Below are 24,844 nucleotides of genomic sequence, written 5' to 3' on the forward strand. Positions count from 1 at the left end.
ACAGTCTGAAATGAGTGTCTATCATATTTAGAAAAGCAAAAAATGATAAGCGAATAGCAACATTTAAGAAGAATTCAATATGCAAAATGTATATAATTAACACATGAAGGGGAGAGAAAGTATACATATTGAATAAAAGGTAAAAGAGATGACAATCGTTAGAGGAAGGAGCTTAGAGAGTGAAGTTGAAGTGTCTTTAGATGGCGACAGTGAAAATACTATATTGTTACTGGTATGCCAGCAGGTAAAGTGATTGCAAGGTTCAAGAAGTTGCAAGTAGAAGGTGAGATGATTGTGATGAGGAAAAAGATAATCGGAATTGTATTGTTAACTGCAATAATAGTTATGGTTTTACGGATAGGAAGCCATGATACCGAGGGCTACTTCTTTAAGTATGCAGATGCGGTCAATCTTGAGACAGATGTTGAGGGGATAGGGAGAGAAAATACTTATAGCAAATATCTTTTGGAGCATGCAGGAGAAATTCTGCCCAGAAAAGAGATTGACCTTGATCTTCGGGCAGGAGGCAAGCTGTCAGGAACTGAGATTTTAGAGGAATACGAGGGAGAAGAGGCGGTTCTACTCACTTTAGAGGAGTCCTTTGTGGAATGGCAGATTTCAGTTTCAGAGGGAGGAATGTACCAAATTTATATAGAATACTATCCTGTAAAAGCAAGAGGGGTGGACATTGAAAGAAAACTATATATTAATGGTGAACTTCCGTTTTTAGGTGCGGAGGCATTGAACCTAACCAGACTTTGGACGAATGGGACGGAAATCATTACAGATAATCAAGGCAATGATATCAGACCCACTCAGGTAGATGTATCGTTGTGGACAGGTGTGTATTTAAAAGATGATATGGGATACTATACCAGACCTTATTCCTTTTACTTTAAAAAAGGGATTAATACCATAGGATTAGAAGGAGTGAATGAGCCTATGGTTATCAAAAGTATTACGTTGCAGCCGGTAGCGGAAAATAATAATTATACAGAATACAGAAAAGAGATGGAACAACTCTCTTTGACTGATACAGTTTTAAATTATAAGCAGGTTATTCAAGGAGAGGCTTCCACATTAAGGTCTTCGCCATCCTTGTATCCCATCTATGATAGGTCTTCCTCTAATACACAGCCGGCCAGTGTGTCAAAGATAAAGTTAAATATGATTGGAGGGAATGCCTGGCGGGTACCGGGCCAGTGGATAGAATGGGAATTTCAAGTACCGGAGGATGGGTATTACCATATTACAATTAAGGGAAGACAGAACTATAAAAGAGGCTTTGTATCTACGAGAATATTGTATCTTGATAATCAGATACCCTTTTCAGAAATGGAGCAGGTCAGCTTCCGTTATAGTAATACATGGGAAAATATGAGCCTTTCAGATGTGGATAACCAGCCTTATGAATTTTATCTTAAGAAGGGTATACATACGTTACGGCTTGAGGTTACGCTTGGTGATTTGGGGGATATCTTAAACCGGATGCAGGATTCAGTATACCGCCTGAATGAGATATACCGTAAAATACTTGTTCTTACAGGAACTACGCCGGATAAGTATCGGGATTACAAAATTGATACAATCTATCCCGAGGTAATAGAAGGCATGGAGCTGGAAAGCAAACGGTTATATAAGATAGTAGATGATATCGTAGCCTATACCGGGCAAAAGGAAAGTCAGGCAGCAATTATTCAAACCTTGGCAGAGCAGTTGGAGCGATTTGTTGAAGACCCCTTTAAGATTGCGAGAACCTTTACAAATTTTAAAGATAATATTAGTGCTTTGGGAACTGCTGTCCTGAATTTAAGTGAAGCACCCTTGGATATTGATTATATTACAATAACCGGTCTTAAGGCGGAGGTAGATTCGGTAAAAGAGAATTTTGCTGATAAAATACTGCATGAAATAAAATCTTTTGCGGCATCGTTTACGGAAGATTATAACGCGGTGGGAGACGTGTATGAAAAGGAAGAAGCCGTAGAAGTATGGATTTTGACCGGTAGAGATCAGAGCAGCATTTTAAAATCCATGATTGATGATTCCTTCACACCGAATACAGGGATTAAGATTAACGTAAAGCTGGTGGAGGCTGGTACAGTGCTTAATGCGGTTATCGCAGGAACTGGTCCGGATGTTGTGTTGTCGGCAGGTCAGGGAGAGCCGGTTAATTATGCTCTTCGAAATGCAGTGGAGGACTTGACTCAGTTTGATGGATATGAAGAAGTTTTAAACGATTACTATCCCAGTGCATATACACCCTTTTATTTTGAAGAGGGAATCTATGCCCTGCCGGAAACACAAAATTTTAACGTTATGTTTTACCGGAAGGACATTTTTAAGGAGTTAGGAATTGAGCTGCCAAATACCTGGGATGAACTGATTAATATTCTACCCACGATTCAGCAGAATAATATGAATGTGGCTGTTCCAACGACAGAAAGAGTGATTAATAACGTATCTAGTCCGGATTTATCTAGTTTTTTTGCCCTGCTATATCAGAATGGGGGCACGGTATATGATGCGTCAGGCAAAAGAACCTTAATTGATGAAGAAAGCGGTGTTAAGGCTTTTGAAACCTATACCCATTTATTCACCCAGTATAGTGTTCCGACAATATATGATTTTGTGAATCGATTCCGGTCTGGGGAGATGCCCCTTGGGATACAGGATTACAGTGTGTTTAATACGCTGGTGGTATTCGCACCCGAAATCAGGGGGGTATGGGATTTTACACTGATACCCGGCACTTTAAAGGAAGATGGAACGATTGACCGTTCCTGTCATTCTTCCGGTACCTGCTCCATGCTGCTAAAGCAGGAGGACGAAGCAATGAAGGAAAAAGCCTGGGAGTTTCTAAAGTGGTGGTCCAGCGCAGATACCCAGATTCGCTTTGGACAGGAGATGGAGAGTGTTATGGGAGCTTCTGCAAGATATGCGACAGCTAATACAAAAGCCTTTCAGCAGCTATCCTGGAGCAGTACACAGCGGGAGGTGTTAGAGGAACAATGGAGGTTTACGGTAGGCTTAAGGGAGGTAGCCGGAGGCTATTATACAGGACGTCATATTACCAATGCAATCCGAAATGTTCTCAATAAAAAGGAAGATCCCCGGGAGACATTATTAGATTATGCAAGAACCATTGACGAAGAGATTGTAAAAAAACGCTTGGAATTTGGTCTTGACTTAAGATAGGGAGGGAATGAATTGAAAATAATTCAAAAATATATCAAAAAGAAAAGACGGGATATGCATATGTCCTTTAAGAAGGCCAAGAAATATAAAACCTGTTATTTATTTCTAGCTCCCTATGCAATTCTTTTTACGTTATTCTACATTACACCGGTGGTTGTATCCTTATGCTTAAGTCTTACTTATTATAATGTTTTAGAACCGCCTGAATTTATAGGACTGCAAAATTACATTAATTTGATTTTAGCAGACGATGTATTTTTAAAGGCTGTCAAGAACACTTTTTTAATAGCAGCGATTACAGGACCAGCAGGATATATGGCAGCGTTTTTGTTTGCCTGGTTCATCAATGAATTGCCAAGGTATTTAAGAGCTTTTGCAGTAGTGGTTTTTTATGCACCGACCATATCCGGGCAGGTATATTTAATCTGGGCAATTATGTTTTCAGGAGATGCCTATGGATATATTAATGCTTTTCTTACGAATCTTGGAATCATAAACCAGCCTGTTTTATGGTTGACAAACCCCAAGTATATGCTTTGGGTGGTTATTCTTGTATCCTTATGGATGAGTCTTGGAACCGGATTTTTAGCTTTTGTTGCTGGTTTGCAAGGGGTAGATAGAGCTATGTACGAAGCCGGTTATATTGATGGAGTAAAAAACCGGTGGCAGGAGCTTTGGTATATCACTCTTCCGAGTATGAAGCCTATGCTCATGTTCGGAGCGGTTATGACCATAACCCAGTCTTTTGGTGTAGCAGATGTTCCTATGGCATTAACAGGTTTTCCAAGTACGGATTATGCTACTCAGACAGTGGTATCCCACTTGATTGATTATGGTTCCCTGCGGTTTGAGATGGGGTATGCCTCAGCCATAGCAACACTTCTTTTTATTACCATGATTTTATGTAACCGTATCATTCAGGCAATGCTTCGGCGCGTAGGTAATTAATAGGAGGACTAAGAATATGGAGAAAAGCGATGAAGATTAGGAAGTATTTAAAACGCAGTAAACCCAACCGTTCCAGAGTAGGGGATGCCGGTATCTATCTGTTGCTCATTTTTTTCGGGCTATTTATGGCGTTTCCGTTAGTTTATGCGATCAATGGAGCGTTTAAGCCTCTGGATGAAATATTTGTTTATCCTCCGAGATTATTTGTAGAAAATCCAACGCTTAATAACTTTCAGGATTTATTTATAATCATGGGAAAGTCTTGGGTACCTTTTTCCAGGTATTTATTTAACACGGTTTTTATAACAGCAGCCGGAACAGCGGGGCATCTGCTGATAGCCTCCATGGGTGCTTATGTACTAGCTAAATATGATTTCCCGGGAGGTAAAACTTTCTTTCGGATTGTTGTGACGGCTCTTATGTTTAATGGCTATGTAACGGCTATACCGAATTATCTGCTAATGTCCAGAATCGGTTGGGTAGATACCGTATGGTCCATTGTAATACCAGCATTTGCAGCACCCATGGGTCTTTTCCTTATGAAACAGTATATGGAAGGGATACCGGACGCATTACTAGAGGCAGCAAAGATTGACGGTGCCAGGGAATGGCGAGTGTTTTCTACGATTGTTATGCCCATGGTGAAGCCGGCATGGCTGACACTGATAATCCTTTCTGTGCAAAATCTTTGGAATACAAAAGCATCAAACTTTATATATTCTGAGGAATTAAAGACCCTGCCCTATGCCTTACAGCAGATTATAAGCGGAGGCGTGGCAAGAGCTGGGGTAGGTGCTGCGGTTACACTGGTTATGATGATTGTTCCCATCAGTATATTTATCATATCGGAAAGTAATATTATTGAAACTATGGCAAGTTCAGGAATAAAGGATTAAGGAGGAGAGGATGAAGTCAAAATTAAAAATATTCTTTTTCTGTTTTGTTTTAGCTTGGCTGTTTCCAACGGTAACAGTACACGCCGAGAAAACGATATATACCTATAATTATGATTTTTGGGGTATTGAAAGAGAGTCTCCTGATTCCTATAGAGCTGAAGTTACCGTGATGGGGCACAGTCTGGGAATTGGTGACTTTAAAGATCCCCAGGGGTTATTCGTCAGAGGCAACCTTATTTATATTTGCGATACTGGAAACAACAGGATTGTAGTACTAAAAAAAGATACAGAAGCTATAACGGTAGTTGAAGAATTCGGAGAGGTTGGAGGAGAAACCGCTGCGACCGCCTTATTAGGACCCCAGGATATCTATGCCGCCGCTAATGGCGACATGTACATTGCAGATACCGGAAATCAAAGGATTTTGCACATTGATGCAGGGCATAGGGTAGTAAAAGAAATGAGAAAGCCCGAGGATGAAACCGTTGATAAGTTATCAGACTTTTTACCAGTGAAGGTTGTAGCTGACAGATCCGGGAGGACATTTGCACTAGCTAAAAATTATAATAAAGGTTACTTAGTCTACGGAAGTGATGGTATATTTACCGGATATGTGGGTGCCAGTGAGGTTAAGTTTAATATGGTTGATTATCTCTGGAAGATGGTATCCACAAAGGAACAGCGTGCGCAGCTAGAGCAGTTTGTGCCGACGGAGTATAACAATATTGCTCTGGATAAGGACGGTTTTATATATACCACTACTTCGGTATTTGATGAGAATGAATTGCTTAAAGATGAAGCCAAGCCGATTCGAAAGTTAAACTCTATGGGTGTGGACATATTAATTAAGAATGGCTGGTATCCGCCGATTGGTGATATATCCTGGGGAAATGCAGGTGGAGTAACAGGGCCTTCTAAATTCGTAGATATAACGGCTCTTGATAATGATACCTATTATGCTCTTGACAGAACAAGGGGACGAATCTTTGGCTATGATTTTCAGGGAAATCTGCTTTATGTCTTTGGTGGTCTTGGTAATAAGCTTGGATACTTTCAATTACCTGCGGCAATTGAGCATATGGGACATGAGTTGTTAGTACTGGACTCTAAAAGTGCAGGGCTTACCTTTTTTTCTCCAACAGAGTATGGAAGTCTGATTAATCAGGCACTAGCAGAATATAAGAGGGGGAATTACGACATTTCCTCAGAGTATTGGGAAAAGGTTCTGATGATGGACGGTAACAATGACTTAGCGTATATCGGCATCGGACGTTCTTTATTACGGCAGGGTAAGTACAAAGAAGCAATGACGTATTTCGAACTAAAATATGATGACAACAATTATTCCAAAGCTTTTCAATTATACAGAAAACAATGGATTGAGGCCAATATCGGGTGGATTTTTGTTCTATTCTTTCTTGCTGTACTGCTGCCTGCCGCTGCCGGCTTTGTCAGGAAAGTAAAGAAGGAGGTGGAAGAGATATGATGCTAATCAATAATAAGCGGAAGAATATACGTGCTCTGGCAGAAACCCTCCGCTATTCCCTGTATGTTATAACCCATCCGTTGGATGGATTCTGGGATTTGACCCATGAGAACAGAGGATCTGTTGGTGCTGCTAATATTATTATAGCAATGGCACTGTTAACACAGCTTTTTAAATTGCAGTATACCAGCTTTTTATTTATCAAAATAATATGGGAGCATGTTAATGTGGCTCAGATTATTTTAAGCTTTCTAGCTCCTATTTTTATAGGGTGTTTAGCGAATTGGGGACTTACCACACTTTTTGACGGAAAGGGCAGCATGAAGCAGATTTACATGGCGGTTGGATATGCTTTGACACCCTATGTTCTTATTCAGTTTCCAATGATTTTTATCAGCAATCTCATGACGGCGGAAGAGGGAGCTTTTTATTCTTACAGCATAACCTTTTCATTGATATGGTGCGGAATACTCATTGTGAGTGCAGTAATGATGATTCATGATTATAGCCTTAGCAAGGCTATTCTGATGCTGGTGGCAACTATAGTTGGAATTATGCTGATTGTATTTGTATTGCTGTTATTTTTCAGCTTGGTCAGTGATGCTGTTGCTTATTTTGTTTCTTTATACAAAGAAATTGTTTTTCGTTTTTACTGAAAGGTGGCTGGTGATGAAACGTTTAATAAGACTGGGATTATTTCTTCTATCGGCTGTATTGCTTACAGGTTGTACCGGAGCACAAGAGCAGGGAGAGGTAATGGAACCCTATGCATACACCGGGGATAAAACAATGTATGCGCTTGAAAATGAATTTCTTTCCTTTTCTCTTGATCCTGCTACAACCTATTTTCAGGTAACGGATAAGAAGAATCATACCGTTTGGAATTCCAATCCGGTGGAGGGAGCCAATGATGAAAAGGCGGATGCGGAAAGTAAAAAGCAAATACTATCCACATTGCTTGTAAAATATAGTACGGATGTAGGGATTCAGACAACATACAGTAATTATGAATATAGTATTGCAAAGCAGGTCTATGAGATTGAAGAAGGCAGCGACTATATTAAAGTGAAATACTCTATTGGGGATGTAGAAAAAGTATTTATATACCCGGAAGCTTTGCCGGAATCTAAAATGCAGATATATCTTAATAAGATGGACGATAGTCAGAAAAAGCAGATTGATTCCTACTATAGAAAATACGACGTAAACAAATTGCGAGCTTCTGACAACAAGGAAGAGCTGCTTATTAAATATCCCGACTTAGAGACAGAAAAAGTCTATGTAATCCGGGATAATTTACAGGAATACATCTCTATTAAGCTGGAAGAAGTGTTTGATGCGGCAGGATATACGATGGCTGATTTTGAAGAAGACAGCCACCGGTATGAAAAAGGAGAGGCGAAACAAAAGCCGTTTTATAATATTTCTGTGGTTTACCGGCTAGATAATGAGGAATTAATCGTTGAGGTGCCCTTTGAGGAAATGCAATGGCCGCATAACTATCCATTAATCGAAGTAACAGTATTGCCTTACTTTTGTTCTGGTTCCGCTAAGGAGGAGGGATATTTGTTTGTGCCGGAGGGAACCGGAGGAATTATTGAATTCAATAATGGGAAAGTCCAGCAAAATCCATATTATGCGCAGGTATATGGCTGGGATAATGGTATGAAGCGGGATAGCCTTGTAGATGAGAGCAGAGTGGCTTTTCCGGTATATGGAATTGCTAAGAATAACAGTGCAATGTTGTGCTTTATGGAGGAGTACAATACCTTGGCAACTTTATCAGCAGATGTCAGTGGTAGAAAACACAGCTATAATTATGTGAATGCTTCCTATACTACACTTCATTCTGCATCTGTGCAGGTTTCAGCCAAGTCGGATCGTTCTGTTATGGTATATGAAGCAGAAAAACCGGAAGGGGCAATCAGACAAAGATATCGATTTTTTGGAACCGATAGTTACTCAGAAATGGCAGGAGGGTACAGGGATTACTTAATTGAAAAATATAATCTGGTTAGATATGAAAAAAGCGGTGTACCTGTAAATATTACTTTAATTGGGGCTATTGACGCAGTAAAACAGCGTTTTGGATTTCCTGTATCCGTACCGGTTCCATTAACTACCTATGAGGAAGCAAAAAATATCTTAATGGAACTAATGAATTATGGATACCAGAATGTATCCGTCCGTTACAGCGGCATGATTAACGGGGGCATCAAGCAAACGATTCTTCAATCGGTAAAGCCGGTAAGTGAACTAGGAAGCCGGAAGGAGTTAAAGGCCTATTTAAGTTATGCCAAGGAGAATGATATAGCTGTATTTTTGGATAGTGTAGCAGATTATACCTATAAAGGCGGACTATTTGACGGCTTTTCCGTCAATCGAGATGCATCTAAATATCCAAGCAGGGAAGTAGTAAAGCTCTATGATTTCTCGCCCGTATGGTTTGGGGAGAAGGATTGGATTGACAGCTATTATGTGTTAAAGCCTCAGCTAGCCGTTTCTGGTATGCAGAACGTGGCAAAGGCAGGGGGCAATTTTGGCACAAGCGGAATTGCCTTTCGGGATATAGGCTATACATTAAATGCAGATTATAATCCCAAAAATCTGTTAACCAGAGAAAAAGTTGCGATTTTACAGCAAGAGGCACTAAAAGAAATCAGAGCAGTAGGACAAAAGATTATGGTTAAAGGCGGCAATGAATATGTACTATCCTATACAGATTTTATTGTAGATATGGAGCTTACAGGCAATCCATATCAAATAATCGACTATGGCGTACCGTTTTATACAATTGCATTGCATGGACTGCTGCCCTATACCGGAACCTCATTAAATCTTTCGAATAATTATACAGATATGGTTTTAAAAAGTGCTGAAACAGGGGCAGGTCTTTCATTTACCTTTATGAAGGAGCCGGTAGCGCTCCTGCAAAATACCAACTATACCTATTATTTTGGTGCTGATTATGATAAGTGGAAAGAAGAGGCCTATACAATCTATAACAGATATGAAGCCGAGCTTGGAGGTCTTTTTAATCAGTTTATCACAGGGCATGAACGTCTGGCGGAGGGTGTCTTTGTTACCAGTTATGAGGGCGGAACCAGGGTCTTTGTTAATTATAGCAATGCGGACTATACAGAAGGAACTTTAAAAGTACCGGCTCGTGATTATAAAGTGGAAGGGAGGTAGAGTATGGCTAAGAAAAAACATAAGGATTTAAGGAAGAGAAAAGCCATTACCGGATATTTGTACATAGCACCCTTTATTATCGGCTTCCTTGCGTTTATGGTATTGCCCTTAATCGAATCATTTAGGATGAGCTTTTCAAATGTACTAATCGGCAGCGGAAGTGGTGGTTTTGTCATGGAATTCGTAGGTTTGGCTAATATTAAAAAAGCCTTTTTAGTAGATCCGGAATTCAACCGTTTTTTAACGGATGAATTGTCTAAAATGGTCATACATGTTCCGACTACTTTGATTGTAAGTTTTTTTATGGCACTTCTTTTGAACCAGTCCTTTAAGGGGAGGGGAATGGTAAGGGCTATATTCTTTCTGCCAGTCATACTATCCTCAGGGGTATTGGTTGGACTGGAATTTGACAACAGTCTTCTTGCAGGAATGCAGGACTATATTAAGGCAAATACCAATACGGCAAGTATTACGACTGTGTTAAGAGAAATCCTGTCAAACAGTAATTTTGGTACCAGGTTTCTAAAGGTAGTTTTTGAAATTGTGGATGGAGTTTATGATGTTGTGATTGCCTCCGGTATACAGATTATTATTTTCTTGTCCGGTCTGCAAACGATTTCAAAAAGCATGTACGAAGCGGCTACCATTGAAGGCTGTACCCATTGGGAGAGTTTTTGGAAGATAACACTGCCTATGGTAAGCTCTGTCATACTGGTTAATATGATTTATACGATAATAGATTTCTTTATGCGCACAGACAGCGAGATGATGGATAAGATTAGTTCTACGATGATAGCCAAAATGGATTATGGCTTTAGTTCTGCTATGGCTTGGATATACTTTGTGGCAGTCATTCTTATTATAGCTGTGTTCAGTGCAATTATTTCAAAGTGGGTGTACTATTATGAATAGATTACTTAGTGTGAAATGGAAGGAATTTTATAGCAGGAACAAAAAATCAGGTGGATATCTTTTAAGAAAAAAGGTCTGCTATATTTTATACCGCATTATCCGTGCAATACTGTTATTCGGACTGTGCTTTCTGATATTGCAGCCTCTGATGAATAAGATATCTTTAAGTTTTATGAAAGAGAGAGATTTATACGACCCAACCATTATAGTGGTTCCAAGGAATTTTACAACTGAAAATTATAAGTTGGTGAACCAGTTAATTGGCTTTTGGAGGGCGTTTGGCAATTCCATTGGAATATCTTTGTTAGTCAGTGTGATTCAGGTGGCCTTTTGTACTTTGGTGGGATATGGTTTTGCAAGATTTCAATTCCCTTTAAAGCGATTTTGGTTTGCCTGTGTGGTTCTGGTTATTGTTGTGCCGCCGCAGACAATTATGTCTTCACTTTATCTGAACTTCAGGTTTTTTGATATATTTGGACTTATTACATTAGTGACAGGAAGCACCATAAACTTACAAAAATCAATTGTGCCTTACTTATTATTGTGTATGACTTGTATGGGATTAAAAAGCGGACTGTATATTTTTTTAATCAGGCAGTATTTTAGGGGAATACCAAAAGAGCTTGAGGAAGCCGCATATGTGGATGGATGTGGTAATTTCAATACGTTTATCAAGATTATGCTGCCGGATGCTAAGCCAATATTAATTTCCTGCTTTCTATTTGCTTTTGTATGGCAATGGACGGATGCATTTTATTCCAAAATGTTTATCGGTAATATAGCGTTGATTTCAAACAAATTAACATCTATCAGTGGTTTACTCAATGATTATCTAACCTCTATCAACGGAACGGCAACAAAGGCTTCCGTAGCCTATGGGCAGATGATGATTTCAACAGGTATGATAATGGCAATTATCCCTTTATTGCTGCTATATATAATAGCGCAAAAGGGTTTTGTAGAAAATTTAAGCCAGACCGGCTTAAAAATGTAAAATATTTAAGGAGGATGGTATGATGAAACAAGGTATGAAAAAATGGCTGGCGTTATTAGTGACAGTGGTTTTATGTGCAGGTTCTTTTACTGCCTGCGGCGGTGAGAACGGAAAACAAACAGTAGGAGAGAGTACAGTAACACCGGAGGCAACAGAGGCTGCGCAGACAGAAGTAACACCGGAGGCAGAGGAAGAGCCGGCTATGGATTTGGGCGGAATGGAAATTGTAATAGGTGACTGGTGGTCATCAGAGACAGAGGCTGAGCCGGCAAATGCTATGGAGGAAGCCAGACTGGAATACAGAGAGATGATTCAGGAAAAGTACAACTTTACGATGAAACAGGTCTCGATCTCTAATTATGATGGCATGCAGGAATTGTTTACGACCTCAGTTATGGCGGATGATCCGGCAGCTCAGATATTTTTGCTGTCACCTGCATGGATATCCCAGCCTCTTGCCAATGGCTTGCTATACGATTTGTCAACCTTAAACAGTCTGGATTTTAACCAAAACAAATGGATACGTAATGTAAAAGAAATTATGTCCTTTGGAGATTCCATTTACGGTATGGCTGCCGGCAAAGCAGAACCAAAACTTGGTGTCTACTGGAATAAAAGATTATTTAAGGAAGCCGGACTTGACCCAGATCTGCCCTATGATTTACAAGCAAGCGGAGAATGGACCTGGAATAAGTTCGAAGAGCTGTGTAAAAAATTAACCATTGATAGTAACAATGACGGAACCATCGACAGCTATGCTATGGCGAATTTTTCTATTGATTTCTTCCGAGGAGCTGTAGTATCCAATAATGCCAGATTTATAGGTAAAGATGACGCGGGAAAATTCTATAATGCAACCAATGAGCCAAACTTTTTAGAGGCACTCCAATGGGGTGTTGGACTTATTGAAAAAGGGTATGAAATGCCGGTACCTACGGATGCAGAATGGGATTGGTTTATCTCAGCATTTCGTGATGCCAAAGTTGCAATGCAGGCAGCAGAGCAGTATCAGGTCGGTACATGGGAAGAGATGCCGGATGATTGGGGATTTGTCTTATTTCCTAAAGGACCTAAGAGTGATACGTACTCTGTGTATTTTGGGGATAATGTAGCAGTTATACCTTCCTGCTATGATAAAGAAACAGCGGAAAAAATTGCATTTGCTTATAATTTATGGACAGAGCCTACGCCAGGTTATGAAGATGAAGATTCCTGGAAAGACGGCTACTATACCAGATTCCGTGATGAACGGGCAGTGGATGAGACTTTGACGATGATGTATGATGGAACCTCAGTTGAAAACAATGATAACCTTCCACTGGTATATGGAACTAGCTACGGGGATATCTTATATGCCGTTTATGCACTGGAAAAGACGCCGGCTGAAAAGATTGAAGAAATAGCTGCAACTTGGAAGGCGCTCATTGAGGATGCAAACAAATAAATTAATACACAAAAAAGCTGACACCAAAGGCATGTGAATACAGACAGCAAGCAGGAGGAACGTAAAATGGTTATAAAAGAAGAGTTAAAATCTTTGTTTCAGGAAGTAGAATGGAAAGAAAGTTATAGAAAAGAAGGGGAAAATAATCCACTGATAACAAGCTGTTATGGGGCGGATCCTTATGCACTGGTATTTGGCGATCAGATTTATGTTTATATGACAAATGATGAGTATATGTATGATGCACAAGGAAATATCACAGCAAATACGTATTCTAATATACGAAGCATAAGGTGCATTTCATCAGCAGATTTGGTGAATTGGACAAATCATGGCTTGATATTCGTCAAGGGAAGCGGTGGGGTTACAAGCTGGGCTCATAATTCCTGGGCACCTGCTGCAATCCATAAAAAAATTAATGGAAAAGATAAATTTTTTCTTTATTTTGCAAACTCAGCTAGCTCTATTGGCGTATTAACAGCAGATTTTCCGGAAGGTCCTTTCTCTGATCCACTGGGAAAACCAATCATAACAAGAGAAACACCGAATTGCTCTGGGGTAGTGTGGCTGTTTGATCCGGCTGTCTTTACAGATGATGATGGTGTATCTTATCTTTACTTTGGTGGAGGCGTACCGGAAGGGAAAACGGAGTTTCCAGGGACGGCAAGGGTGATTCGATTAAGCGAGGACATGATTCACACGGAGGGCAGTGCAGTTGCCATTGATGCCCCCTTTATGTTTGAAGATTCCGGCATTAATAAAATTGGAGATACCTATGTCTATTCTTACTGCTCCAATTGGGACAGTAGGGAACATACCGTAAGTGAACACGTACCTGAGATAGGGGAAATTATATATATGACCAGTAAAAATCCCATGGGACCTTGGGAATACAGAGGTTCCATACTAAAGAATCCAGGAAAATTTTTTGGTGTTTATGGGAATAATCATCATTGCATGGCAGAATTTAGAGGCAGTTGGTATATGTTTTATCACACACAGGTTCTTCAGGAGAACATCGGTGTGAAAGGAGGCTATCGGAGTACCCATGTAAATGAGGTTAAAATGGGGGAAGACGGCAGTATTAAGCCAATTCAGGCAGATAAAAACGGAGTAAGCCAGTTAAAGCACATGAATCCTTATGAAACCGTATTGGCAGCTACTAGGTCCGACCAAGGAGGCAAACGGCTAAAGGAAACGCTAAAGTACTCTCAGGAAACGAAGCAGATACTGCCAGATGAGATTGAGACAGGGGATTGGATAAAGGTTAGTGGATTGAATTTTGGAGAGACTGGTGCAAAAACATTCACGCTTCGAGTAATTTGCAAGAAAGCAGAAGGAGCAGTCAGAGTGACAAAAGACAGCTTACAAGGGGAAGACATTACCTATGCTAAAATAAACGGCTTAGATAGTAAGGGAGAAGTTCTAGATATTACAGTACCTGTAAAAGAAATAACGGGAGTACATGATATATATATTTCTTTTGTGGGAAGTGGATATTCGTTAGAAGCTTGGAAATTCGAAAAAGCATAAGTACTAACCTTTTACCAGTAAAACTATCCTTAAAATATTTTATTGACCTGCCAATGCTGTTACAATAAAGATAGTTAAGAGAAATTGTAACAATAGCAGGCAGTACAATGATTAAGACAGGAGAGGTATGAATATGGATATGAACGCATCTAATCCGTTATCTTTAAAAGAGGTTCATGTAAAAGACAGCTTTTGGTCAACCTATATAAAGCTGGTAAAAGAGGTAGTAATTCCCTATCAATGGGAGGTTTTAAATGACAATGTAGCGGAAGCGGAACCAAGTCACGTTATGAAAAACTTTAGGATTGCAGCAGGTCTTGAAGAGGGGGAATTTTATGGATTCTTCTTTCAGGATACAGATCTTGCCAAATGGCTTGAAGCAGTTGCATACAGCTTACAAACAACGACTGACAAGGAACTTGAAAAACTGGCAGATGATGCGATTGACTTAGTGGAAAAGGCACAGCAGCCAGACGGGTATCTAAACACCTATTTTACAATCGGACGAATGGAAAAAAGATGGACCAACTTAGAAGAATGCCACGAATTATATACTGCCGGTCACTTTATTGAAGCCGGTGTAGCTTACCACCAAGCAACAGGTAAACGTAAATTACTTGATGTTGTATGCCGTTTTGCAGACTACATAGACAGTGTATTCGGACCGGAACCCGGAAAGATAAGGGGGTATGACGGTCATCAGGAAATCGAACTGGCATTGGTTAAATTATACCGGGAGACTGGCAATGATAGGTATTTGAATCTGAGCAGGTTTTTTATAGAAGAACGTGGGCAGGAGCCTTATTATTTTCAAGAGGAATGGAAAAAAAGAGACCGGATATCCTTTTGGGACATGAGAGTTTCAGGGCCACCAGCCGACCGGAAAAAATATCTGCAAACCCATCTCCCGGTAAAAGAGCAAAAAGAAGCCGTAGGTCATGCAGTTCGCGTAGTCTATATGTTGACCGGTATGGCGGAGGTTGCCAAGGAAACCGGTGATAGTATGCTTTATAATGCCTGTAAGGAATTGTGGAATAACATTGTAACAAAGCAAATGTACATTACCGGAGGAATCGGTTCCACCTCTATAGGGGAGGCTTTTACCTTTGATTATGATTTACCCAATGACACCGTATATGCGGAAACTTGTGCATCCATTGGATTGATTGTATTCGCGCAGAAAATGCTCCAAATAGAAAATAAAAGCTGTTATGCAGATGTCATTGAGCGGGCTTTATATAATGTGATTATTAGCTCCATGTCAAGGGATGGGCGGCATTTCTTTTATGTAAATCCATTAGAGGTATGGCCAAAAGCCAGCGAAAAGAATCCGGTTAAAAAGCACGTAAAACCGGTTCGTCAAAAATGGTTTGGCTGCGCCTGCTGCCCTCCCAATCTGGCAAGGTTAATTACTTCCCTTGGTCAGTATATCTATACCCAGAAGGAGAGAACCCTATTTGTACACCAGTTTATCAGCAGTTCTGCTAATTTAGAGATTGACGGAAAAAGAGTATGTATTCATCAGACCACTGAATATCCATGGTACGGTAATGTTCGTTTAGAGTTAGAATTAGAGGGCAGGGAAGAGTTGGAACTGGCAATCCGAATTCCTGGCTGGTGTAAGGAATATACTGTACGTATGAGTGGCAAGGAACAGCTTAGGGAACAGGCAGTTGTTGATAATGGCTACCTTATCCTTGCCGGTGAATTTACAAGTGGTACATTTATTGAACTGAAACTTGATATGCCGGTAACACTGATGAAGGCAAACCCTAAAGTAAGGGCAGATGCAGGAAAAGTCGTTATGCAGAGAGGGCCTGTAATCTATTGTCTGGAAGAAGTGGATAATGGAGAAAATCTATCTAATATTACGCTGGACCCGGATGCACCGGTGTCAGTACAGTTTGATTCAGAACTTTTAGATGGTGCCATAACTCTGATAACAAAGGGATATCGGGATGTTTTTGACGAGAAAGCAGCCCAAGGAGATTTATATCAGCCTTACAAAAAGGAGAGAGAAGAAGTGTCTATAAAAGCAGTACCATACGGAATCTGGGGAAATCGTACACCGGGTGAGATGTTGGTATGGGTTCGGATTTAGAGTTGAGTAAAGTCTCTTTCACATTCAGAACTGTTTTAGTAAAGATAAACGAGACAGCACCCAAGTGTTAATAAGTATTTAAAACAAAGGTTTTCCTGCACGACTCAAACGGTAACAAATACGGTTGCATGCAGAGAAAACCTTTGTTTTTGAAACATTAATTCGTTAAGAGGTGCTCATCTAAGGAGCTCTTAATCGTTACGGTACTTTAAAGTTTCGATTCCATCCTTTAAAAGTTCTGCCATAGGATATCTGTGGGAACGGCACATTCGTCTGAGTCCATATAAGGTTTCTGGATTATTATCTATTAAATTCACACCATAGGTACAGGATAAGGTGGCTTTAAATCCCAGCTTTTTGATAATATCTTCAGTGTTATTATTATATTTTCCATAGGGATAGGTAAAGGTATTGGGAGCTTTTTCTGTTACCTCTTCAACAATTTCTTGAAGCTTCATAAAGTCTTCCGCTAACACGGTTTCATAATCTATGAAAGCCTCTCCATTCTTCTGGTAGACGCCATATCTTCCATTTTTAATTTTATGTAAATTATAAGAATGATTCTGTATTTCTACATGTCCGGAGGCGGACATTTCCTTAATCTGATTCCATGTTGTACTGGCATAATTAATGTTATCGTCAAAGACTTTGGAGAAATCATCCACAGTTTTACCTACTACGGAAAGAACAATTTTCATATCATATTTTTTTAGTAAAGGATATACATTCTTATATGTATTTAGATAACCATCATCAAAGGTCAGTATAATAGGGTTACCAGGTAATGCTGTACTGTTATACACATAGTCTATTAATTGGGTCATGGTTATGGTGTTGTACTTATTATCCTTTAGGTATTGTAAATCACTTTCAAATTCAGTAGGACTTATTACATCTTTACCAAAACTATTATCCTTTACCTGATGATACATAATAATAGGAACGCATATTTTAGGATTAGAGGAAGAAACCTCATAGATATCATAGATACTGCTAGCGATGGATAAAGTTAATAGAATAAAAGCAATTGTAACTAATATGGTTTTATAATATTGTTTGCATTTTATCAATACTTTCAACTTAAACTCCTCTCTGTGTGAAGTGCCATGCAGGGTATACTTGCACACCTATAAAATATAATGTTGTCTTTTATAGAAGTATATGACGCTTCTTAAAAAATCTTCCTTTAAAAAATTTTACTTTAGATTTTTTTATAGTTTTTGAAAGGTTAATCATCTGATAGATACATTTAAGACGAGGAAATATAAAAGATTACAAACAGAATCTGAATATTCTATAAACAATGGATTTGGTATCTTGACAGTAAAAGTTAAAATCATATAATGGTACTATAAAAACCAAATCAGTACCTATATTGATATTATAGAAGGGAGAGAGTATGGAAGTTAGCATTGTAAAAGGGAATCCTATGTCAGAGGCGGGGGCGAGGCTGAACCAGATGGCACTGGATTATATGGCTTATTCATTGATTGGTTCAAAGGATGGCAATATGATTGAAAGAACGTTAAGAAGTCTTTGGAAGCAAAAGGAAAACCGATTCAGCCATGAATATGCATTTGAAGCAAAGCTTATGGGAGATACGGTTGGAATGGTAACCTGTTACTCAGTAACTGTAATGAATGAGTTGGCCTGGCCTACCACTAGAAGACTTTTAAAACTTAGAAGGTGGGAATTGGTAAAATATGCATTGCTTCATTTGAATGAAATAATAGCTATGCTAGCTTTAAAGGAAGGAAGAGATGGAGAATATCATATTGGAACGTTGGCTACCTTACCGGAAAGCAGAGGGTACGGAATCGGCTCAAAACTAATTGCTCATGTGGAGGCATATGCAATACAACACGGTTTCCAAAGAATATCCTTAACGGTAAAAAAGGATAACGAAAAAGCACGTAAGCTTTATGAAAAACTAGGCTATCAGATTGTTGGATCTATAAATAAAAAGCCGTTTTTCTTGTATCGAATGGCAAAAAAGCTTTGCTAAAGGATTGACAAAGTAAAAAGCTCTCATCATAATGGTACTGGTAATACTAAATATGTACCATTTGATGAGAGGCAGAGAAGGACATGGATGAAAAAATATATTTTAAGGTATTAAAATTATTTGGTAATAAAGGTACCCGTTTTACAACCGATGACTTGGCTAGAGAACTTGGCACCAGTAAACGAACCATATACAACTATTTTGCCAGCAAAGATGAGATAATCGAAAAAACCATTGGCTTTGTATTCCGGGATATGCATCAGGCAGATGAGAGGATTCTTAAGGATGATTCAATAACCCTGCCGGAGAAACTAAAATTAGTATTGGAAAACATTCCCGATGCCTATAATCTTGGTGCAATCATACGACACAAAGATGATTTGCAGAGATTCTATCCTAATTTATGGGATGAAGTTAATAAGCATCTTAATGAAGCCTGGGATGACCTTCTTGAACTGATAGAAGTCGGGATACATGAGCAGGAATTGGCAGAAGTGAATACAGAAGTACTTCGATTGATGTTAAATGAAGCCTTGAGAAAGCTTTTAGATTATGAATATCTTGCCCAAAAGTCCTTTAGCTTTGAAAGCGGCATGAAAGCAATGTATGATATTATACTGTACGGAATATTAAAGCGTTAGTAGTTAGATAGGGTCAAATATTTAGTTTAGTAATCTAGATTATATCCTCTTTATGCAGATAAATGAAGATTCTTTATAATAACAAAAAAAGGACAACGTAATAAGGTATGACTGAAAGGACTTCTCAATATACATTAATATAATAGTTGTTGGAGTTATATATGGTCAAAATAAACTACAAAAAGATTCTCCTCTATGCCGTGGTTTTTACCCTCTTGTATTTTTTTGGAGGGGGAATTGCAATGTTTGTAAATGCTTATGAAAAGGATATACTACAAGCAAGCGAGGAAAACTGGGGTCTTGGCTTTGGGGCGGAAGGGCAGCCTCCTACGGCCAATGCAACGGCAGCAGAACTAAAGCAGTTCGATGCTTATTACATTGGTGATACCGGCAAGAAGGTGATTTACCTAACCTTTGATGCGGGCTATGAAAACGGTTATACCGCTGCAATACTGGACGCACTGAAAAAGCATAATGTATCTGCCACCTTCTTTCTCGTAGGTAATTATATGTCAACTGAGCCGGATATGGTAAAACGAATGATAGAAGAGGGGCATAATGTAGCCAACCACACTTATAATCACCCCAATATGTCTAAGATATCATCTATGGAGGCGTTTTCAAAGGAAATAGGAGATTTAGAAACCTCTTTTGAAGGGATTACCGGAGAAAAGATGGTTAAATACTATAGACCGCCACAGGGAAAATACAGTGAGAGTAACCTGAAAATGGCGAAAGAGCTTGGTTATAAAACATTTTTCTGGAGTCTAGCCTATGTAGACTGGTACAACGATAAGCAGCCTACGAAGGAAGAAGCCTTCAAGAAACTTTTGGGAAGAATTCATCCCGGGGCAATAGTATTATTACACAGTACATCAAAGACCAATTCTGAGATTTTAGATGAACTTTTAACAAAATGGGAAGAGATGGGCTATAGCTTTGGTACTCTTAATGATATTACCGGATAAGGAATACATGGATTTTTGCATGAAACTTTTACTACGACGAATATATATTTAAAAATGCAATTGTGGTGTTCCTGACATGAAAAAAAAATATTTTAATATAATCAGTCTGTTCATCGTACTTTTAGCAAGTAATCTGTTATCCAAAAATGGAGTTGCAGTTATAAAAGAAATATTAGGTGAGAAGGACAATAGAGTAATTATAGTTATTGATGCAGGTCATGGAGGTTTTGATCCCGGTAAGATAGGCATAAACAAGGCTCTGGAAAAGGATATTAATTTAAGCATCTCTAAAAAATTAAAAGGATATCTGGAGCAAAAAGGTATAAAAGTAATTATGACACGAGAAGAAGACAAAGGGTTGCATGATGAGAATACAGGAGATAAGAAAAGGGCAGATATGCGAAAACGAGTATCAATTATCAATGAAAGTGATGCTCTGATTGCAGTCAGTATCCATCAAAATAGCTTTACTGCGGAAAGTTCAAAGGGGTTTCAGGCTTTTTATTATCAAAACTCAGTGGAGGGAAAGCTATTAGCAGAAACTTTGCAGGAAAAGGCAAAGGATACTTTAAAAGACGGTAACCGCCGAGAGGCAAAGTCAAACCAAAGTTATTATATGTTAAAGAATACAAGGTGTCCTTTGGTTATAGTGGAATGTGGATTTCTTTCCAATTGGACGGAAGCAAAATTACTGTGTGATGAGGAATATCAGAAAAAAGTAGCCTGGGCAATACATCTTGGGATACTGGAATATCTGAATCTAAAAGCAGCAGACCTAAATACACTAAATTAATGTATTAGAACCTATATAGCACCTCTGTACCCGAAGGTATGGAGGTGCAGCTTTTTTTTGTACCGGTCAAAAAACAATTGACAAACAGGAAAATTTAAATTACAATAAAAACATCAGAAATTTCATATAATTCATATAAAATTACTATGAAATAAAAACATTTCAAGAGGTAGAACCATGTCTAAGTTTCATCAGGTAGAATTTAATAATTGCTGCTGCTTATGCATGTTTCCTGCCGAAATGGATATTTGCATATAGTAGTTGTGTAAGAGTACTTATAATCTTGCAATGATGCAAAAAATCTTTAGGCAGGTGCAGGTGCAACTGCTATTTTTGTGCAATTAAATTCAAAAATCATATAAGCGATAAAATAGGAATCTCCGGCAGTTGACTGCAGGACAGAGCCAGAAGTATGGAGAGGTTTTACTATGGATTTTCAAGTCATTAGAGAATATATTCCGCTGTATCAGGAAGCTGGTATATTAACTGTAAGAATCGCTTTAATCGGAATAATAGGTTCGATTGTAGCCGGTTTTTTATGCAGCCTTATCCGGTATTTTAAGATACCGGTACTGCATCAGATTACAGGAGTCTACATTGAGCTTTCCAGAAATACACCGTTATTAATTCAATTATTTTTCTTGTATTTTGGATTACCTAAAATCGGCATATTGTTAAGCTCAGAAACCTGTGCCATTGTAGGTCTTATATTCTTAGGCGGCAGCTATATGTCAGAGGCCTTTCGAAGTGGCTTAGAAGCCATACCTGACATTCAGAAAGAATCCGGTTTAAGTCTCGGACTTAAAAAAAGGCAGGTTATCTGGTATGTTTTGTTACCACAGGCAATATCCATATCCGTACCGGCATTTGCAGCTAACGTTATATTTCTGATTAAAGAGACCTCCGTATTCAGTGCGGTAGCTCTGGCAGATTTAATGTATACAGCGAAAGTATTAATTGGTATGTCCTATAATACAGATGAGGCATTGTTTATGCTGGTTATCGCCTATTTGGTTATATTATTACCGGTATCTGCTTTGTTTACTCTATTGGAAAGGAAATTAAGGTATGCAGGATTTGGGAATTAATGTTCTGTTTCAGGGCAGAAATTTTATAAGGCTGTTAAACGGTTTATGGATTACCATAGAGATTTCCTTTCTATCGGTTATTTTATCCATGTCTCTTGGAATTATAATGGGTATGATTATGACTATAAAAAACCCGGTAATAAAAATTATCACCCGGGTGTATCTGGAATTTGTACGGATTATGCCGCAGCTTGTATTATTGTTTCTTATGTATTTTGGAATAACCAGAGCCTTTCAGATTAATTTATCCGGTGAAGTGGCGGCAATAATCGTATTTACCCTTTGGGGAACCGCAGAAATGGGAGACTTAGTTAGAGGAGCCTTAGAATCTATTCCCAAGCATCAGTATGAAAGCGGTAAGGCCATTGGTTTAACGAACATACAGATATTTATGTATGTAATTATGCCCCAGACTATCAGAAGGCTGGTTCCTCAGGCAATTAATTTAGTAACTAGGATGATAAAAACAACCTCACTTATAGCCTTAATTAACGTGGTTGAAGTAGTGAAGGTAGGGCAACAGATTATTGAAGCTTCCAGACTGACAGTTCCAAGTGCGGCTTTGTGGATATACGGTACTATATTTTTCATGTATTTTATTGTCTGCTATCCCATCTCAAGATTGGCAGCCAGACTTGAAAAAGCCTGGAAGAACTGAGTGCCTTACAAATTTAACAGATGCTTCTAAGTGGTTCATAGAAAAATAGATGCAGTTATAGACGGCTTAGGATGGAAGTGTGAAGAAAAATCGTCTTCCATCATTGTATGTGATGCCGCCAAAGCGCATCGTATCGGGAAGGTTGAATAGATGAGTATAAAAAATACAATACTGGAAATAGAAAATCTTAAAAAAGCCTATGATGAAATTAAGGTACTTAACGGAGTATCTCTTGACATTAAAAAGGGCGAAGTAGTAGTTATAGTGGGGCCTTCTGGCTGTGGAAAAAGTACTCTTCTTCGATGTATTAACGGACTGGAAGAAATACAAGGTGGGGAGATACGGTTGCAGGGAGAGATTATCAGCGGCAGACAAAAGAATATCCATCTGGTTCGGCAAAAAATCGGTATGGTGTTTCAGAGCTATGATTTATTTCCACATATGACTATTTTAAATAATATTCTGTTAGGTCCTGTTAAGTCCCAGCGCCGAGACAAAAAAGAAGTGACAGAAGAAGCAGAAAAATTATTAGAAAGAGTCGGACTTTTGGATAAAAGAGATGCATATCCCAGACAATTGTCCGGTGGTCAAAAACAAAGAGTTGCTATAGTAAGAGCCTTATGTATGCATCCGGAGGTTATGTTGTTTGATGAAGTGACCGCAGCTCTGGACCCGGAGATGGTTAGAGAAGTCTTAGATGTTATGCTTGGTCTGGCAAAAGAGGGCAGTACTATGGTTATTGTAACACATGAAATGCAGTTTGCACGTGCTATTGCAGACAGAGTTATCTTTTTGGATAAAGGTGAAATTGTAGAAGAAGCCCCTCCTGAACTCTTTTTTACGAATCCGGCAACAGAGAGGGCAAGGAAATTTCTGAATGTCTTTGAATTTGATACTGTAAAAGGTATTAAAAATATAGAATAAAAGAGGAGAATACTATGAAGAAAATGAAAAAGGTATTTACATTACTATTATTGCTTAGCCTTGTTACAGCGGCAATAACCGGTTGTAAAAGCAGCTCCCAGGAAGGACAGGGAAATACAGCTAGAACCTTGGAAGATATCAAAAAAAGCGGAAAAATCATAATTGGTGTATTCAGTGATAAAAAGCCTTTTGGTTATGTAGATGAAAACGGCCTATATCAGGGTTACGATGTATACTTTGGAAATCGTATTGCCAAAGACTTAGGTGTTGAGGTAGAATATGTCTCTGTAGAAGCAGCAAGCCGTGTAGAATATCTGGTAACAGCAAAGGTAGATATCATCTTAGCAAACTTTACGGTAACAGAAGACCGTGCTGAAAAAGTTGATTTTGCACTGCCTTATATGAAGGTAGCTTTAGGGGTGGTATCATCTGATAATGCTTTAATAACAGATGCTTCTCAGCTAAACGGAAAAACTTTAATTGTTAACAAGGGTACTACAGCTGAAACTTACTTTACAGAAAATTATCCGGACATCAAATTATTAAAATTTGACCAGTATAGTGAAGCCTACGGTGCATTATTAGATGGACGTGGTGATGCCTTCTCAACGGATAATACAGAAGTTCTTGCTTGGGCTATTGAGAATAAAGGGTATACTGTAGGGATTGAATCTTTAGGTAACTTAGATACGATTGCACCTGCTGTTCAAAAAGGTAATACTGAATTATTAAACTGGCTCAATGACGAAATCAAAACACTTGGAGAAGAAAACTTCTTTCATAAAAATTATGAAGAAACACTGGCTCCGGTTTATGGTAATGCGGCTAATCCTGAGAATTTAGTAGTAGAGGGCGGCGTAATAGAGTAAACAGGAAAATAACGGCTTTAGGAAAATGATTGCATATAATAAAGATTATAGAGTAAGATGAAAACTCTCTTTGGATAAACAGCTCTTGTTGTTTAACCAAAGAGAGTTTTTTAGTAAGAACGTGTTTAGTGTGCTATAAGTCCTTTTCTTGGAGCAAGCTGTTTTTGTTACGCTAAGTTGCAGTAATATAAAAT

Annotated in this window: 20 protein-coding genes; 19 read left to right on the forward strand and 1 reads right to left on the reverse strand. The window is 38.8% G+C overall.

Annotated features, from left to right (window positions below; translation table 11 throughout):
- Window positions 1-249: 249 nt before the first annotated feature.
- The 11 genes from acsn021_RS07955 (at window position 250) to acsn021_RS08005 (ending at window position 16,704) form a co-directional block, all read left to right on the forward strand.
- Window positions 250-3,198, forward strand: coding sequence for an extracellular solute-binding protein (locus acsn021_RS07955; protein ID WP_243182324.1), 2,949 nt, complete (start codon window positions 250-252; stop codon window positions 3,196-3,198).
- 12 nt (window positions 3,199-3,210) lie between these two features.
- Window positions 3,211-4,146 carry a carbohydrate ABC transporter permease gene (locus tag acsn021_RS07960; RefSeq protein ID WP_243167940.1) on the forward strand — a complete coding sequence of 312 codons (936 nt, stop codon included), beginning with the start codon at window positions 3,211-3,213 and terminating at the stop codon, window positions 4,144-4,146.
- 29 nt (window positions 4,147-4,175) lie between these two features.
- Entirely contained in the window at window positions 4,176-5,042 is an 867-nt protein-coding gene (locus tag acsn021_RS07965; RefSeq protein WP_184094312.1) for a carbohydrate ABC transporter permease, read from the forward strand.
- Between the two features lie 10 nt (window positions 5,043-5,052).
- On the forward strand, window positions 5,053-6,528 hold the full coding sequence (locus tag acsn021_RS07970; protein WP_184094314.1) for a hypothetical protein: 1,476 nt from the start codon (window positions 5,053-5,055) through the stop codon (window positions 6,526-6,528).
- The gene (locus acsn021_RS07975; protein ID WP_184094316.1) at window positions 6,525-7,184 is read left to right on the forward strand and encodes a Yip1 family protein; all 660 of its coding nucleotides are present in this window, start codon (window positions 6,525-6,527) and stop codon (window positions 7,182-7,184) included. Before acsn021_RS07970 ends, acsn021_RS07975 begins: the two co-directional genes overlap by 4 nt.
- Window positions 7,185-7,197: 13 nt before the next feature.
- The gene (locus acsn021_RS07980) at window positions 7,198-9,720 is read left to right on the forward strand and encodes a DUF5696 domain-containing protein (RefSeq protein WP_184094318.1); all 2,523 of its coding nucleotides are present in this window, start codon (window positions 7,198-7,200) and stop codon (window positions 9,718-9,720) included.
- A 3-nt stretch (window positions 9,721-9,723) separates the two neighbouring features.
- Window positions 9,724-10,632: a carbohydrate ABC transporter permease gene (locus tag acsn021_RS07985; RefSeq protein ID WP_184094320.1), complete on the forward strand. Its 909-nt coding sequence runs from the start codon at window positions 9,724-9,726 to the stop codon at window positions 10,630-10,632.
- Window positions 10,625-11,626, forward strand: a complete 1,002-nt coding sequence (locus acsn021_RS07990; protein ID WP_184094322.1) for a carbohydrate ABC transporter permease — start codon at window positions 10,625-10,627, stop codon at window positions 11,624-11,626. The genes acsn021_RS07985 and acsn021_RS07990 overlap by 8 nt, the downstream gene beginning before the upstream one ends.
- Before the next feature lie 19 nt (window positions 11,627-11,645).
- On the forward strand, window positions 11,646-13,070 hold the full coding sequence (locus acsn021_RS07995; protein ID WP_184094324.1) for an ABC transporter substrate-binding protein: 1,425 nt from the start codon (window positions 11,646-11,648) through the stop codon (window positions 13,068-13,070).
- A 66-nt stretch (window positions 13,071-13,136) separates the two neighbouring features.
- Entirely contained in the window at window positions 13,137-14,603 is a 1,467-nt protein-coding gene (locus acsn021_RS08000; RefSeq protein WP_184094326.1) for a glycoside hydrolase family 43 protein, read from the forward strand.
- A gap of 133 nt (window positions 14,604-14,736) precedes the next feature.
- Window positions 14,737-16,704 carry a glycoside hydrolase family 127 protein gene (locus acsn021_RS08005; protein WP_184094329.1) on the forward strand — a complete coding sequence of 656 codons (1,968 nt, stop codon included), beginning with the start codon at window positions 14,737-14,739 and terminating at the stop codon, window positions 16,702-16,704.
- A gap of 191 nt (window positions 16,705-16,895) precedes the next feature.
- Here acsn021_RS08005 and acsn021_RS08010 read toward each other — a convergent pair whose 3' ends face one another.
- The gene (locus acsn021_RS08010; protein ID WP_184094331.1) at window positions 16,896-17,783 is read right to left on the reverse strand and encodes a polysaccharide deacetylase family protein; all 888 of its coding nucleotides are present in this window, start codon (window positions 17,781-17,783) and stop codon (window positions 16,896-16,898) included.
- Window positions 17,784-18,103: 320 nt separating this feature from the next.
- Between acsn021_RS08010 and acsn021_RS08015 the strand changes: the two genes are divergently transcribed.
- The 8 genes from acsn021_RS08015 to acsn021_RS08050 all read left to right on the forward strand — a co-directional run bounded on the left by acsn021_RS08015 (window position 18,104) and on the right by acsn021_RS08050 (window position 24,650).
- The gene (locus tag acsn021_RS08015; RefSeq protein WP_184094333.1) at window positions 18,104-18,709 is read left to right on the forward strand and encodes a GNAT family N-acetyltransferase; all 606 of its coding nucleotides are present in this window, start codon (window positions 18,104-18,106) and stop codon (window positions 18,707-18,709) included.
- Window positions 18,710-18,792: 83 nt separating this feature from the next.
- Window positions 18,793-19,350 carry a TetR/AcrR family transcriptional regulator gene (locus tag acsn021_RS08020; RefSeq protein ID WP_184094335.1) on the forward strand — a complete coding sequence of 186 codons (558 nt, stop codon included), beginning with the start codon at window positions 18,793-18,795 and terminating at the stop codon, window positions 19,348-19,350.
- A gap of 161 nt (window positions 19,351-19,511) precedes the next feature.
- Complete coding sequence (locus tag acsn021_RS08025) at window positions 19,512-20,318, forward strand: polysaccharide deacetylase family protein (RefSeq protein ID WP_184094337.1); 807 nt, start codon at window positions 19,512-19,514, stop codon at window positions 20,316-20,318.
- Window positions 20,319-20,394: 76 nt separating this feature from the next.
- Window positions 20,395-21,111, forward strand: a complete 717-nt coding sequence (locus acsn021_RS08030; protein ID WP_184094339.1) for an N-acetylmuramoyl-L-alanine amidase — start codon at window positions 20,395-20,397, stop codon at window positions 21,109-21,111.
- A 428-nt stretch (window positions 21,112-21,539) separates the two neighbouring features.
- Window positions 21,540-22,199: an amino acid ABC transporter permease gene (locus tag acsn021_RS08035; RefSeq protein ID WP_184094341.1), complete on the forward strand. Its 660-nt coding sequence runs from the start codon at window positions 21,540-21,542 to the stop codon at window positions 22,197-22,199.
- The gene (locus acsn021_RS08040; RefSeq protein ID WP_184094343.1) at window positions 22,180-22,857 is read left to right on the forward strand and encodes an amino acid ABC transporter permease; all 678 of its coding nucleotides are present in this window, start codon (window positions 22,180-22,182) and stop codon (window positions 22,855-22,857) included. The genes acsn021_RS08035 and acsn021_RS08040 overlap by 20 nt, the downstream gene beginning before the upstream one ends.
- A gap of 156 nt (window positions 22,858-23,013) precedes the next feature.
- Window positions 23,014-23,781 (forward strand): amino acid ABC transporter ATP-binding protein, encoded by a 768-nt coding sequence (locus acsn021_RS08045; protein ID WP_334297324.1) that lies wholly within the window; start codon window positions 23,014-23,016, stop codon window positions 23,779-23,781.
- 14 nt (window positions 23,782-23,795) lie between these two features.
- Window positions 23,796-24,650 (forward strand): cysteine ABC transporter substrate-binding protein, encoded by an 855-nt coding sequence (locus acsn021_RS08050; protein ID WP_184094345.1) that lies wholly within the window; start codon window positions 23,796-23,798, stop codon window positions 24,648-24,650.
- Window positions 24,651-24,844 lie beyond the last annotated feature (194 nt).

The sequence above is a fragment of the Anaerocolumna cellulosilytica genome (genome assembly GCF_014218335.1).
Lineage (GTDB): Bacteria > Bacillota > Clostridia > Lachnospirales > Lachnospiraceae > Anaerocolumna > Anaerocolumna cellulosilytica.

Coding starts and splice junctions, on each gene's coding strand:
- acsn021_RS08005 (WP_184094329.1), top strand. CDS start 14,737: ATGGATATGAACGCATCTAATCCGTTATCTTTAAAAGAGGTTCATGTA.
- acsn021_RS07965 (WP_184094312.1), top strand. CDS start 4,176: ATGAAGATTAGGAAGTATTTAAAACGCAGTAAACCCAACCGTTCCAGA.
- acsn021_RS08040 (WP_184094343.1), top strand. CDS start 22,180: ATGCAGGATTTGGGAATTAATGTTCTGTTTCAGGGCAGAAATTTTATA.
- acsn021_RS08030 (WP_184094339.1), top strand. CDS start 20,395: ATGAAAAAAAAATATTTTAATATAATCAGTCTGTTCATCGTACTTTTA.
- acsn021_RS07980 (WP_184094318.1), top strand. CDS start 7,198: ATGAAACGTTTAATAAGACTGGGATTATTTCTTCTATCGGCTGTATTG.
- acsn021_RS08020 (WP_184094335.1), top strand. CDS start 18,793: ATGGATGAAAAAATATATTTTAAGGTATTAAAATTATTTGGTAATAAA.
- acsn021_RS08035 (WP_184094341.1), top strand. CDS start 21,540: ATGGATTTTCAAGTCATTAGAGAATATATTCCGCTGTATCAGGAAGCT.
- acsn021_RS07985 (WP_184094320.1), top strand. CDS start 9,724: ATGGCTAAGAAAAAACATAAGGATTTAAGGAAGAGAAAAGCCATTACC.
- acsn021_RS07975 (WP_184094316.1), top strand. CDS start 6,525: ATGATGCTAATCAATAATAAGCGGAAGAATATACGTGCTCTGGCAGAA.
- acsn021_RS08050 (WP_184094345.1), top strand. CDS start 23,796: ATGAAGAAAATGAAAAAGGTATTTACATTACTATTATTGCTTAGCCTT.
- acsn021_RS07990 (WP_184094322.1), top strand. CDS start 10,625: ATGAATAGATTACTTAGTGTGAAATGGAAGGAATTTTATAGCAGGAAC.
- acsn021_RS08015 (WP_184094333.1), top strand. CDS start 18,104: ATGGAAGTTAGCATTGTAAAAGGGAATCCTATGTCAGAGGCGGGGGCG.
- acsn021_RS08025 (WP_184094337.1), top strand. CDS start 19,512: ATGGTCAAAATAAACTACAAAAAGATTCTCCTCTATGCCGTGGTTTTT.
- acsn021_RS07970 (WP_184094314.1), top strand. CDS start 5,053: ATGAAGTCAAAATTAAAAATATTCTTTTTCTGTTTTGTTTTAGCTTGG.
- acsn021_RS08000 (WP_184094326.1), top strand. CDS start 13,137: ATGGTTATAAAAGAAGAGTTAAAATCTTTGTTTCAGGAAGTAGAATGG.
- acsn021_RS07995 (WP_184094324.1), top strand. CDS start 11,646: ATGATGAAACAAGGTATGAAAAAATGGCTGGCGTTATTAGTGACAGTG.